The organism is Aestuariivirga sp., from assembly GCF_046093005.1.
Lineage (GTDB): Bacteria > Pseudomonadota > Alphaproteobacteria > Rhizobiales > Aestuariivirgaceae > Aestuariivirga.
This window is the reverse complement of the sequence record NZ_JBJTER010000080.1, coordinates 1-11,732: the sequence shown is the minus strand read 5'-3', so window position 1 is coordinate 11,732 and position 11,732 is coordinate 1. Positions and strand designations below refer to the sequence as shown.

General features: G+C 64.9%; 12 protein-coding genes. 5 read left to right on the top strand and 7 right to left on the bottom strand.

Going from position 1 to position 11,732, the window contains the following annotated elements; translation table 11 throughout:
- The 4 genes from ACKOED_RS06580 to ACKOED_RS06565 all read left to right on the top strand — a co-directional run.
- Window positions 1–1,168, top strand: a 1,168-nt coding sequence (locus tag ACKOED_RS06580) for a class I tRNA ligase family protein (protein ID WP_408915785.1), incomplete at its 5' end; no start/stop codon positions are given.
- Entirely contained in the window at window positions 1,168–1,674 is a 507-nt protein-coding gene (gene lptE / locus ACKOED_RS06575) for an LPS assembly lipoprotein LptE (RefSeq protein WP_408915784.1), read from the top strand. The genes ACKOED_RS06580 and lptE, both read left to right, overlap by 1 nt.
- On the top strand, window positions 1,671–2,708 hold the full coding sequence (gene holA, locus ACKOED_RS06570; RefSeq protein ID WP_408915783.1) for a DNA polymerase III subunit delta: 1,038 nt from the start codon (window positions 1,671–1,673) through the stop codon (window positions 2,706–2,708). Before lptE ends, holA begins: the two co-directional genes overlap by 4 nt.
- A 74-nt stretch (window positions 2,709–2,782) precedes the next feature.
- Complete coding sequence (locus ACKOED_RS06565; RefSeq protein WP_408915782.1) at window positions 2,783–3,268, top strand: hypothetical protein; 486 nt, start codon at window positions 2,783–2,785, stop codon at window positions 3,266–3,268.
- Here the strand turns inward: ACKOED_RS06565 and ACKOED_RS06560 are convergent.
- From ACKOED_RS06560 to argH, 4 genes are all read right to left on the bottom strand, one after another.
- On the bottom strand, window positions 3,262–5,784 hold the full coding sequence (locus tag ACKOED_RS06560) for a TIGR02302 family protein (protein WP_408915781.1): 2,523 nt from the start codon (window positions 5,782–5,784) through the stop codon (window positions 3,262–3,264). The genes ACKOED_RS06565 and ACKOED_RS06560 overlap by 7 nt on opposite strands.
- A gap of 76 nt (window positions 5,785–5,860) precedes the next feature.
- Window positions 5,861–7,138 carry a diaminopimelate decarboxylase gene (gene lysA / locus ACKOED_RS06555; protein ID WP_408915780.1) on the bottom strand — a complete coding sequence of 426 codons (1,278 nt, stop codon included), beginning with the start codon at window positions 7,136–7,138 and terminating at the stop codon, window positions 5,861–5,863.
- A gap of 3 nt (window positions 7,139–7,141) precedes the next feature.
- Entirely contained in the window at window positions 7,142–7,243 is a 102-nt protein-coding gene (lptM, locus tag ACKOED_RS06550) for an LPS translocon maturation chaperone LptM (RefSeq protein ID WP_408915779.1), read from the bottom strand.
- Window positions 7,244–7,257: 14 nt separating this feature from the next.
- A complete protein-coding gene (gene argH, locus ACKOED_RS06545; protein ID WP_408915778.1) occupies window positions 7,258–8,640 on the bottom strand; it encodes an argininosuccinate lyase in 1,383 nt (460 codons plus the stop codon).
- 35 nt (window positions 8,641–8,675) lie between these two features.
- Between argH and ACKOED_RS06540 the strand changes: the two genes are divergently transcribed.
- On the top strand, window positions 8,676–9,323 hold the full coding sequence (locus ACKOED_RS06540; protein WP_408915777.1) for a TlpA family protein disulfide reductase: 648 nt from the start codon (window positions 8,676–8,678) through the stop codon (window positions 9,321–9,323).
- Here ACKOED_RS06540 and ACKOED_RS06535 read toward each other — a convergent pair whose 3' ends face one another.
- The 3 genes from ACKOED_RS06535 to ACKOED_RS06525 all read right to left on the bottom strand — a co-directional run.
- Complete coding sequence (locus tag ACKOED_RS06535; protein ID WP_408915776.1) at window positions 9,324–10,199, bottom strand: 3-hydroxybutyryl-CoA dehydrogenase; 876 nt, start codon at window positions 10,197–10,199, stop codon at window positions 9,324–9,326. It lies immediately after the preceding gene.
- Between the two features lie 116 nt (window positions 10,200–10,315).
- On the bottom strand, window positions 10,316–11,257 hold the full coding sequence (locus ACKOED_RS06530) for an electron transfer flavoprotein subunit alpha/FixB family protein (protein ID WP_408915775.1): 942 nt from the start codon (window positions 11,255–11,257) through the stop codon (window positions 10,316–10,318).
- Window positions 11,258–11,259: 2 nt separating this feature from the next.
- Window positions 11,260–11,732: electron transfer flavoprotein subunit beta/FixA family protein (locus tag ACKOED_RS06525; RefSeq protein ID WP_408915774.1), on the bottom strand; the 473-nt coding region annotated here is incomplete at its 5' end.

Sequence of the window (11,732 nt, the reverse complement as noted above, 5' to 3'; positions counted from 1 at the left end):
GGATGTGAGTTTCGATCAGACCGGCAATCCGCTCGACCGTCATCCGACCTGGAAGCATGTCGCCTGCCCGTCCTGCGGCAAGCCGGCGCGCCGGGAGACCGACACTTTCGACACCTTCATCGATTCGTCCTGGTACTATGCGCGCTTCTGCTCACCCCACGCGGCCGACCCCGTGGACAAGGCGGCGGCGGCCTATTGGATGGGTGTTGACCAGTATATCGGCGGCGTTGAGCATGCCATTCTGCATCTCCTCTATTCGCGCTTCTATGCCCGCGCCATGACGGCGACCGGCCATCTCGCCATCAAGGAGCCTTTCGACAGCCTGTTCACCCAGGGCATGGTGATCCATGAAACCTTCCGTACACGGAGTGGCGAATGGGTGTTTCCGGCCGATGCTGAGAACCGCGGCGGCCAATGGGTGCATGCCAAAACCGGCGAGCCGCTCGAGGTGGGCGGCGTCGAGAAAATGTCGAAGTCAAAGAAGAACGTCGTCGACCCCGATGACATCATCGCCCGCTTCGGCGCGGACACGGCGCGCTGGTTCATGCTTTCCGATACGCCGCCCGAGCGTGACATCGAATGGACGGAAGCCGGCGCCGAAGGCGCATGGCGATTCACCCAGCGCGTCTGGCGTCTGGTCAACGATGCCATGGCCTATGCGGGCGGCAGCGACCAGGCGGCCGCGCTCGACCTGCGCCGCGCCGCTCACAAGGCACTCGATGCGGTGACGGACGATCTCTCGTCGCTCCGCTTCAACCGCGCCATTGCCAGAATCTATGAACTGGCGAACGCGCTGGGCGCGGCGCTGGCCGCAGCCCGGGCAGAGACGCCCGCGGTACGGGAGGCGGCGGAGTTCCTGGTGCTGATGTCGGCCCCGATGATGCCGCATCTCGCCGAAGAATGCTGGCAGGCGATGACAAAGCCCGGTTTTGTGGTCGACACCGCATGGCCGAAACCCGATCCGGCGCTGCTCGCCGATGACCGGGTGACCATCGCCGTGCAGGTCAACGGCAAGCGCCGTGATGAGATCACCGTTCCGCTGAACCTTGGCGCCTCCGAGATCGAAGCCCTTGTGCTCGGGCTCGATTCTGTCGCCAGGGCCCTGGATGGGCGGGCGCCCAAGAAAGTGATTGTGGTGCCTGGCCGGATCGCCAATATTGTGGGCTGATGGGCAAGCTCCCCGCCATGCTCTGTGTTGCCGCCGCTCTGGCTCTTGCCGGTTGCGGCTACCGGCCGCTTTATGGCTCGGCGCAGGGCAATGGCGGCGTGGCAGGCTCGCTGTCCTCGATCTCGATTCCAGAGGCGGGTGACCGCGCGGGCCAACTGGTGCGCAACGATCTTTTGTCGTCGATGCAAAGCGGCAAGGGCGAGGACCGCTATCTTCTCAACCTGACCACCGTCGTGGCGGACAACAACATCGTGGCCAAGCGTCAGCCGGCGGTGACGCGGCAGTCGATCCAGATCACCGCTACCTACCAGCTTGTTGAGAAATCGACAGGCGCGGTACTGACCCAGGGAACCACCTTCGCGCGCGCCAGCTATGACGTGATCCGCCAGCCCTTCGCCGATCAACAGGCACAGACGGATGCCACCGAACGGGCCGCGCTTGAGGTCAGTGCGGATATCCGCACGCGGCTCGCCGCCCATTTTGCCAAGCAGCAGACAAAGTCATGACGGCCATCAGGCCGCCAGGGCTTGAGGCGTTTCTGCGCAAGCCCGATCCGGCCATAGCTGCCATCATGATCTCTGGCGATGAAGTGGAGGCGGTGCGCGAACTGGCCCAGCGCGTGGTGGTGAAAGTGGCGGGTTCCAGCGACGACCCTTTCAGCGTTGCAACGCTCAGCGAACAGGACCTCGCATCGGACCCAGGGCGGCTTGCCGACGAGGTTCAGTCGATCTCGATGTTCGGCGGCGCCAAGGCGGTCTGGTTGAAGGGCGCCGGTGAGGCTTTCGCCAATGCCGTGACGCCGCTCCTGGAGGCCGGAGGCCGCGGTAACCTGATAATAGCCGAGGCCGCGGCGCTTCCCAAGTCCTCCGAATTGCGAAAACTCTTCGAGACCAGCCCGCGCGCGCTCATCCTGCCGCTCTATGAGGCCGAAGACGACGAGACGGCCGCAACCGTTCAGCGCATCCTGGCCCGCGACAATATCCAGATCGGCGACGAGGCGCTGGCCCGGTTCATCGAGCTGACGGGTTCGTCACGCGCGCTGGTCAAGCGCGAGGCCGAGAAACTGGCGCTCTACGCGCTGGGGTCTTCGCGGGTCAGCCTTGCCGATGTCGAGGCGGTCTGCGGCAATGACACCGGCGCCACGGCGGATGATCTGGCGGACAGCGTGTTCGGCGGGGAAGTCGTGGTTGCCGACCGGCTGTTCCATGATCTGTTGCGTGGCGGACGCGATCCGGGCCAGCTTCTTTCGGCCGTGCAGAAGCATGCCTTCCGGCTTGCCGATTTCCGGCTGGCGGCCGAGCGCGGCATGCAGGCTGAACAGGTGGTGAAGCAGTCACGGCCGCCGGTGTTTTTCAAGCGCCAGCCCGCCGTGCTGGCCCAGCTTCGCGCCTGGTCCCTGGCGGATCTTGTCAAGGCCGGCAACACGCTTTCCACCCAGGTGCTGGCGGCGCGCCAGAACGCGGACCTGGCGGCTGCCATCGCCAGCCGTTGTGTTTTGTCCCTTGCCCGAAAAGGCCAGTCGTTGCGGCTGCAACGCTGATTCCAGCCGGCAGAGCGCAGGGCTGGCGCAAGCCAGGCCGTCCATTATGGTTAACAAAAGGACAAGGCCGCGGCATGCCCGAACGACTCTCGGATATCCTGACCTATGTGCTGTCGGCGGGTCTTGCCGTGGCGGTCCTGGTTTTTGCGGCAACCAAGATCATCGCGCTTCACGGCATGGAAGACCCCCCGGCCAACATGGGGCTCAACTTTCCGCCGCTGCAGAAGCGCGAGCTTGTCATGGATGGCCCCGGCATCGCGGATCCGATCACCACGCGGTCGCTGGGTACCGGCCTCAGGACCCGGATCAGCCCATCACAGGCCGGATCGGAACGCCAGACGTCCCAGTTCGGCGGCAAGCGCTATGAACTTCTGACTGTGATAGATGGCGTCGCCTTTGTCACCGTCGACTCGGACGCGGACAAGACCCTGGTTCCGGTGATCGTCGGCACCAAGCTTCCCGGCGGCTTGCGCGTAGATGCCATCACCCAGCGCGATGGCGTATGGAATCTGGTGGCTGGCGAGCTGGTGATTGAGCAGTCTCCGGCGGCCGATCAGTAAAGGCCACGCAGCAGCCGCTCGATGTAATCCCGTTCCAGCCTTGGAAGCCCGGTTTCGCCGGCGCGGTTACGCAGCATCTCGAGAATCTCCCGGGCGCGCTGGATGGCTTGTTCGGAAGGCAGCATGTCGCGGTCCGGTCCCGTATCCTCGCCGCGGCTGGCGCGTGGCCGGCCCAACGGATCGAGGTCGTCGCCGCGGGCCTCGCCGTCGCGGCCCTGACTCTGTTGCTGCCCCTGGGACTGCTGCAGCATCTGCCGGGCCAGGTTGCGCGCGCCCTCACGCAATTGTGACAGCGCCTCGCCCTGCTGTTCGAGCGCCTGGTCGCGGTCGCCCCCCCTGAGCGCGCCTTCGGCTTCATCCATGCTGCGGCCCGCCTCGCCGAAAGACCGCGGCGCGGGCATGCCATTCTGCCCGAACTGTTTCATCAGTTCCTCGAGCATCTGGCCGAGGCCTTGCTGGCGGTCGCCGAGGCTGCCCATGCCCTGCTGGCCTTGCTCGCCTTGCTGCGGCTCGCCCTCACCGAAGAAATCCGGCTGCGGCATGCGCTGGGTGTCGTCCATCAGCCGCTGCTGCTGGCGCATCAGGTCGGAGAGCTGGTCAAGCATGTCGTTCAGGGGATTGTCCTGCCCCGGCCCCTGGCCCTGCTGCGGCATCATCGGTCTGAGATTGCGGAGAATGTCCTCGAGTTGCGAGAGAAGCTGCTCGGCGGACTGGTTGTCGCCGCTCTGCGCCAGCTTGTCGATCATGTCGAGCATTCTCTGCAGGTCTTGCGGGCTGACCATCCGCTGCGGCTGGGCCTCGCCGCGCTCGTCCGGACGGCCCTCGGCCATGCGCTTGCGGGCCTCTTCCATCATCGACTGCAGATACCGGTCCAGGGCCTCGCGCAGCTTCTTGGTGAGTTCCGCGATCCGCTCCGGAGGGGCGCCCTCCCGCAGCGCGCGCTGCAGCTCTTTGCGCAGGGCTTCGAGTTCCGCCTTGGCGTCGGCAAACGCGCCCTCCTCGATATTGACGGCGATCTGCCACAGCATGCGGATCGCATCGTCCACCTCGCCACTGTCTCCGGGGTTCCGCAGCCGCGACATCACGGTGGCGATGGCGAGATGGGTGCCGCTTCCATTGATCAGCCCGGCCGGATAGGTCAGGATTGCCTGAAGCATCTCTGCAACGCCACCCGCCTCTTCAGGGTTGAGGATCAGGCGGCGGCGCTGTTCGATCAGGGCGCGCGCCAGGATCTTGGTGAATTGCCGTTCAGGCAGCCGGAAGACGCGCTTCTCGCTCTCGCGGGCGTTGCCGGCCGCATCCGTGGCGGTCAGCGTCATCTCGACCATGAAACCAGCCCAGGGGTGTTCGGCGACATCCGCCTTGCTCTCCCCGGCTTCTTCGCGGGCTTGCGGTTTGCGCAGGGCGACCGGAAAGCGCGGCGGCGGAAACTCGAAAATGCCGGGGTTCGAGAAACCGAAACCTTCATCCTGGTCGTCGGCGAGATAGATGTCGGCGGTGACCCGGGCGACGCCATAATCATCCGCGACTTTCCATTTCGCGCTCAATGCGCCGGACGCGTCTCCGGAGGGCACACCGGTGATCTCGACGCTGGGCGCGGCGTCCGGAATAAGCGCGATTCGCCACGCCGCCAGTTCCTTGCCGCCGTCGATAACCTTGACGAGCGCCGGCCGGTCAAGCGGAGCTTCGGCCTGGAACAGCCCTTCCCCGCGTTTGATTGCCGGTTTGAAGCCGGTCAGTTCCGGCGCGGCGCCGGTGTCTCCCGGCAAGGCATGGAAGGAGAGGCTTGGATTGTCCGCCCCGCTGATGCGGAGGGTGAGCACGGATTTCTCCGGCACGGCAATCTCCGGCTCCGTCTTAAGCCGTTCGGCCATGGCGGGGCTGGTCAGCAGGATCGGCGGTTTGGCAGTATAGGCCGGCGGCTTGAGCCAGGCATCAAGCGCCACCTCGGGTACCGGTGCTGGCGCCTTGACGGCGAGGCTCGCGGCCACGTTTCCCGCTGGATCGCCGGTTCCCAGCAGAACAGCGGCGACAAGCGCAAGAGCCGCCGGCAAGCGGAAGGCCCGGGGGTCAATGTCGCGCCATGACGAATGCGGGGCGCCGGCCTTGAGGCCGGTCAGGCTCCGCAATTGCCGTAAGCGGTGTTCTTCCCAGATCGCCTGTTGCAGCGGGCCCGCTGAGGCATCGCCCAGCCTGTCATCGCGGCCGGAAACCGGGCGGTGGGCGAGGCCTGAGGTGAGTTCCACCCGCCGGATTGCGTCGGCGCGGGTTGGCCAACCGACGGCCATGAACGGCCGCAGCGACCATGTGAGAGCGGCTGCCAGCACGGCCAGTACGGCAAACCGCGGTATCGGCGGCAGCAGCGGCATAATGCCGCTCAGCACCAGGGCGGCGGCCGCCGCCACAATCACCAGGGGCCAGTGCAGCGCCCCCCAGATCCGCTCAAATCCCGCCGCCAGGCGTGCCTGCGAGATTTTTCGCTCAATCCGGGCGGTCTGGTCAGGCAGATTGTTCATGGCCTCATTACGCTAGCACATTGAGCGGGATTTGTGGCCGCTGGCCTGATCACAATTCCGAAAGCCGAAAGCCGGTTCAGGCTTTCATCTTCTCTTGCCAGGAGGCCAGACGGTCGAGCCCGATCAGCTCCTCATAGGTCTGTCGCGGCCGGATCAGCGCCCATTTGCCGTCCTTGACCAGCACCTCGGGGATCAACGGCCGGGTATTGTAGGTTCCAGCCTGTACCGCGCCATAGGCGCCGGCCGTCATGATGGCCAGAAGGTCGCCCGCTTCCACCTTGGGCATGCGGCGGCTCTTGGCGAGATAGTCGCCAGATTCACAGACCGGTCCTACGATGTCCGTCAGCATGGTTTCGGGTCCGTCCGGCTCACGCACCGGCACGATCTCATGGTAGGCATCATAGAGCGTGGGCCGGATCAGGTCGTTCATCGCCGCATCCTGGATGACGAAGTGCTTCTCCGCTCCATCCTTCACATAGATCACCCGTGACACCAGCACCCCGGCGTTGCCGACGATCATGCGTCCGGGCTCCAGCACGAATTTGAGGTTGAGAGGGCCGAGCACCCGTTTCACCATCGTGGCATATTCGTCAGGGTGGGGTGGCACGTCGTTGCTGCCGCGGTAGGGAACGCCGAGTCCGCCGCCAAGATCGAGATGACGGATGTTGTGGCCGTCGCGGCGGAGTTCTTGCGTCAGATCAGCCATCAGCATGAAGGCTTTCTCGAACGGCGCCAGTTCGGTGATCTGGCTGCCGATGTGCATATCGATGCCGGCCACGTCGATGGCGGGAAGCTGCGCGGCGCGGGCATAGACTTCGCGGGCCCGCTTGTAGGAAATGCCGAACTTGTCCTCGGCTTTGCCGGTCGAGATCTTGTGGTGCGTCTTCGCATCGACGTCGGGGTTGACGCGAATCGAGACGGCGGCCCGCTGCGCAACGCGCTTGGCAACTTCCGAGAGCAGTTCAAGCTCTGGTTTCGACTCGACATTGAAGCAGGCGATGCCCTCGCGCAGCGCCAGGGCCATTTCACGCGCCGTCTTGCCAACGCCCGAGAACACGATCTTGCGCGCCGGCACGCCCGCCGCGAGCGCCCGGCGCAATTCGCCCTCGGAAACCACGTCCATGCCGGCGCCGAGCTCCGCCATGGTGCGGATCACGGCCTGGTTGGAATTTGCCTTCATGGCATAGCAGATCATGTGGTCGGTGCCGGTGAAGGCTTCGTCCATCACCCGGTAATGCCGTTCCAGCGTGGCCGTGGAATAGCAGTAGAAAGGCGTGCCGATGTCCTCGGCCAGCGCCTTCAGGCTCACGTCCTCGGCGTGCAGCACGCCGCCGCGATAGGCGAAATGATGCATGGCTTATTGCGCCTGCTGGGTGGCGGGCGGCGGCTCGGGATCGCCCTTGATGCCGCAGGCCGCAAGCCCCAGCGACAGGCAGAGAAGCAGCAGGAACGCTTTCATGGTTTCAATCCCTATCATGACGTGAGCAGCTTGAGCCAGCGCTTCGCCTCGCGCCGGACATTGGCGGGCGCGGTACCGCCGAAACTGCGGCGCGAAGCCACTGAATTTTCAACACTCAACACCTTGTAGACGTCGCGGGTGATGCGCGGCTCCACCGACTGCATCAATCTTAGCGGAAGATCTGGCAGGTCAACGCCTTCGCGTTCCGCGAGCGCCACGAGGCTTCCCGTGACGTGATGGGCATCGCGGAACGGCATTTTCAGTGTACGGACGAGCCAGTCGGCGAGGTCGGTCGCGGTCGAGAACCCGGCGGCGGCGGCCTTGCGCATGTTGTCGGCGTCAGGGGCCATGTCACGCACCATGCCGGCGGTGGCGGCGATGGCGAGCGACAGGCTGTCGAAGGCGTCGAAGGCGGGTTCTTTGTCTTCCTGCATGTCCTTGGAATAGGTAAGCGGTAGGCCCTTCATGACGGTGAGCAGGGCAACCAGCGCGCCGATGATGCGGCCCGGCTTGGCCCGCACCAGTTCGGCGGCGTCCGGGTTGCGCTTCTGCGGCATGATCGAGGAGCCGGTGGTGAACTTGTCGGAAAGCTTCACGAAGCGGAACTGGCTCGTCGACCAGATGACGATTTCCTCGGCGAGGCGCGAAAGATGCGTGGCGCAGATGGCGCAGGCGGCCAGCGTCTCGAGCACGAAATCCCGGTCGGCAACCGTATCGAGCGAGTTGCGGGTTGGCCGTTCGAAGCCGAGGGCCCTGGCGGTCATGTGCCGGTCGATGGGAAAGCTGGTCCCTGCCAGCGCCGCGGCGCCCAGCGGGTTCTCGTTCATGCGGCGGCGGGCATCGGCCAGCCGCGAGCGGTCGCGCACCAGCATTTCGACATAGGCCAGCAGGTGGTGTCCCAGGGTCACCGGCTGGGCTACCTGGAGGTGGGTGAAGCCTGGCATCACGGCCGCCGCATGGGCTTCCGCCTTCCCGGCCAGGGCCAGCTGCAGGTCCTTCAGCTGGCCATCGAGATGGTCGATCGTGTCGCGCACATAGAGGCGGAAATCGAGCGCCACCTGGTCATTGCGCGAACGCGCGGTATGCAGCCGGCCGGCGGCGGGGCCGATCAGCTCCTTGAGGCGGGACTCGATATTGAGGTGAATGTCCTCGAGCGCCCGCGAGAACGTGAATGTGCCGGCCTCGATCTCGGCTTGCACCTCATCGAGACCCTTCCTAATCTGGCTGGCGTCGGTTTTCGAAATGATTCCCTGGCTGGCCAGCATCGCGGCATGCGCCTTCGAGCCCGCGATGTCCTGCCGGAACAGGCGCTTGTCGAAGCCGATGGAGGCGTTGATCTCTTCCATGATGGCGTCCGGCCCTGACTGAAACCGCCCGCCCCACATCTTATTGGTCATCGAAAATCCCATATTCGGCCTGAGAAGACCTGCGCATGAGCACCGAAAAGAAGAAATCCAGCCCCCTGCCGCAGATCGCCGCCGGCCTTGCCGTTCTTGCCGCCATCACGGCCTATTACTGGTTCAAGGAGCAGGGGCGCAAGGCCACTCCCGCCGAAACCGTCACTCCGGCCGCCGAAACCCCGGCGGCGCAAGGCGTAAGCCGCGCGCTGGCCACGGGGTCACTGGCGGCCTTCCTGGTGCAGCCGGAGCGTGTGGCGCTGCCGGATGCCGCCTTTCAGGCGGCCGGCGGCAAGCCGGTGAAGCTCAGTGACTGGAAGGGCCGGGTGGTGCTGGTCAATCTGTGGGCCACCTGGTGCGCGCCATGCCGGAAGGAGATGCCCGATCTCGCCAGGCTGCAGAAGGAGCTGGGCTCGGACCAGTTCGAGGTGGTGGCGATCAGCGTCGACCGCAAGGGTGCGGACGCCTCCGCTGCCTTTCTCAAGGAAACCGGGGCGGACAACCTCGGGCTCTATGTCGAGCCGAGCACGCGGATCGTCTCAGATTTTCAGTCGCCCGGCCTTCCCGCCACTATCCTGATCGACCGCCAGGGGCGGGAGATCGGCAGGCTCCTTGGCCCCGCCCATTGGGCAAGCCCGGAGGCCATTGCACTGATCAAAGCGGCGCTGGCCGAACCCGGCTGATCAGCGGGTCGGCACCGGCTTCTCGCCACGGTAATCGTAGAAGCCGCGGCTGGTCTTGCGGCCAAGCCAGCCTGCTTCGACATATTTCACCAGCAGCGGACAGGGACGGTATTTCGAATCCGCCAGCCCATCATGCAGCACCTGCATCACCGACAGGCAGGTATCGAGGCCGATGAAATCCGCAAGCTCCAGCGGCCCCATCGGGTGCCGGGCGCCCAGCTTCATCGCCGTGTCGATCGCCTCGACGCCGCCCACGCCCTCATACAGCGTGTAGATCGCCTCATTGATCATCGGCAGCAGGATGCGGTTGACGATGAAGGCAGGGAAGTCCTCCGAGACGGCGATGGTCTTCTTGAGCGAGGAGGCGAAGTCCTTGGCCACCGCGAAGGTTTTTTCTTCGGTGGCGATGCCGCGGATCAGTTCCACCAGTTCCATCACCGGCACCGGGTTCATGAAATGTATGCCCATGAACTTCTCGGGCCGGTCGGTGGCGGCGGCCAGCCGGGTGATCGAAATCGACGAGGTGTTGGAGCCGACCAGGCACTCCGCTTTCAGATGCGGGCACAGCGCCTGATAGATCTTGCGCTTGACCTGCTCATCCTCCGTGGCGCTTTCGATCACCAGGTCGTAATCGCCGAAGCCTTCGAAGGACAAAACCGGCTGAATCCGCGACAGCGCCGCATCGCGTTCGGCTTCGCTCAGTTTACCGGATTTCACCCGCCGGGCGAGGTTGCCGTTGATCGTTGCGAGGCCGGCCTCGATGCGCTCCTTGCTGACATCATAGAGCCCAACGTCATAACCTGCGGCCGCGCAGACATGCGCTATGCCGTTTCCCATCTGCCCGGCGCCGATGACGCCGACTTTTTTGATCTGCATGTGAATAAAGCGCCTGAAAACCGAAACTGCGGAAGCCTATAACGGGCTCCAGGCCGGAGCAAGAGCATTTCGCAGTCGCAGCAATGCTCTTGCGATCGGCGTAAACGGCGTGGGTGCTATTTCCCCAGCTTCCCCAGCTCCGCGTCAAATTCCGGCACGGCGGCGAAGAGGTCGGCAACCAGGCCATAGTCCGCGACCTGGAAGATCGGCGCTTCTTCGTCCTTGTTGATGGCGACGATGATCTTCGAATCCTTCATGCCGGCCAGGTGCTGGATGGCGCCGGAAATACCAACCGCGATGTAAAGGTCGGGGGCCACCACCTTGCCGGTCTGGCCGACTTGATAATCATTGGGCACATAACCGGCATCGACCGCGGCGCGCGAGGCGCCGACGGCGGCGTTGAGCTTGGCGGCGACCGATTCAAGCAGCTTGAAATTGTCGCCGTTCTGCATGCCGCGGCCGCCCGACACCACGATCTTGGCCGAGGTCAGCTCGGGCCGGTCCGATTTCGAAAGGTTTTCGCCCTGGTAGGAGGAGAGTCCGGGGTCGGCCGGTACATCGATCTTGACGATTGAGGCCGCACCGCCCTCGGCCGCCGCCGGGAAGGAGGCGGTGCGCACGGTCACCACTTTCTTGGGATCGCTAGACTGCACCGTCTGCACCGCATTGCCGGCATAGATCAGGCGCACGAAGGTGTCGGCGGATTTCACTTCCGAGATATCCGAAATCTGCATCACATCGAGCAGGGCGGCCACCCGCGGCATGAAATTCTTGCCACTGCCGGTGGCTGGCGACACCAGATGATCGTAGCCGGGCGCCAGCGCCACGATCAGCGCCGCCATTGGTTCGGCAAGCGGCCGTTCGAGGGCCGGGGTTTCGGCGTGCAGCACCTTGGCGACGCCGGTGAGTTTCGCCGCCTGCGCGGCGGCGGCCGCGGCATTGTTGCCCGCCACCAGCACATGCACCTCGCCGCCCATCTGGGCAGCGGCGGTCAGCGCCTTGTGGGTCGCGTCCTTGAGCGCGTTGTTGTCATGCTCGGCAATGAGGAGGACAGCCATGGTCAGATTGCTCCCGCTTCCTTGAGTTTGGCGACGAGTTCGGCGGGCGTCTTCACCTTGATGCCGGCGAGGCGCTTCGGCGGCTCCTCGGTCTTCACCACCTTGAGGCGCGGCGCGGTGCTGACGCCGAAATCGGCCGGAGTCTTTTCGTCCAGCGGCTTCTTCTTGGCCTTCATGATGTTGGGCAGCGAGGCATAGCGCGGCTGGTTGAGGCGCAGGTCGGTCGTCACCACGGCCGGCAGCTTGACCTTGATCATCTGCAGGCCGCCGTCGATCTCGCGGGTGATCTGCGCTTCGCCGGAACCGGGCTCCAGCTTCGAGGTGAAGGTCGCCTGCGGCCAGCCCAGCAGGGCGGCCAGCATCTGGCCTGTCTGGTTGCAGTCATCATCGATAGCCTGCTTGCCGAGGATGACGATCTCCGGCTTCTCGGCCTCGACCACGCCCTTGAGGATCTTGGCAACCGCTAGCGGTTCGA

Excerpts from the sequence above, each read along its gene's own strand:
- lptE (WP_408915784.1), top strand. The coding sequence starts at position 1,168 with ATGGGCAAGCTCCCCGCCATGCTCTGTGTTGCCGCCGCTCTGGCTCTT.
- holA (WP_408915783.1), top strand. The coding sequence starts at position 1,671 with ATGACGGCCATCAGGCCGCCAGGGCTTGAGGCGTTTCTGCGCAAGCCC.
- ACKOED_RS06565 (WP_408915782.1), top strand. The coding sequence starts at position 2,783 with ATGCCCGAACGACTCTCGGATATCCTGACCTATGTGCTGTCGGCGGGT.
- ACKOED_RS06560 (WP_408915781.1), bottom strand. The coding sequence starts at position 5,784 with ATGAACAATCTGCCTGACCAGACCGCCCGGATTGAGCGAAAAATCTCG.
- lysA (WP_408915780.1), bottom strand. The coding sequence starts at position 7,138 with ATGCATCATTTCGCCTATCGCGGCGGCGTGCTGCACGCCGAGGACGTG.
- lptM (WP_408915779.1), bottom strand. The coding sequence starts at position 7,243 with ATGAAAGCGTTCCTGCTGCTTCTCTGCCTGTCGCTGGGGCTTGCGGCC.
- argH (WP_408915778.1), bottom strand. The coding sequence starts at position 8,640 with ATGACCAATAAGATGTGGGGCGGGCGGTTTCAGTCAGGGCCGGACGCC.
- ACKOED_RS06540 (WP_408915777.1), top strand. The coding sequence starts at position 8,676 with ATGAGCACCGAAAAGAAGAAATCCAGCCCCCTGCCGCAGATCGCCGCC.
- ACKOED_RS06535 (WP_408915776.1), bottom strand. The coding sequence starts at position 10,199 with ATGCAGATCAAAAAAGTCGGCGTCATCGGCGCCGGGCAGATGGGAAAC.
- ACKOED_RS06530 (WP_408915775.1), bottom strand. The coding sequence starts at position 11,257 with ATGGCTGTCCTCCTCATTGCCGAGCATGACAACAACGCGCTCAAGGAC.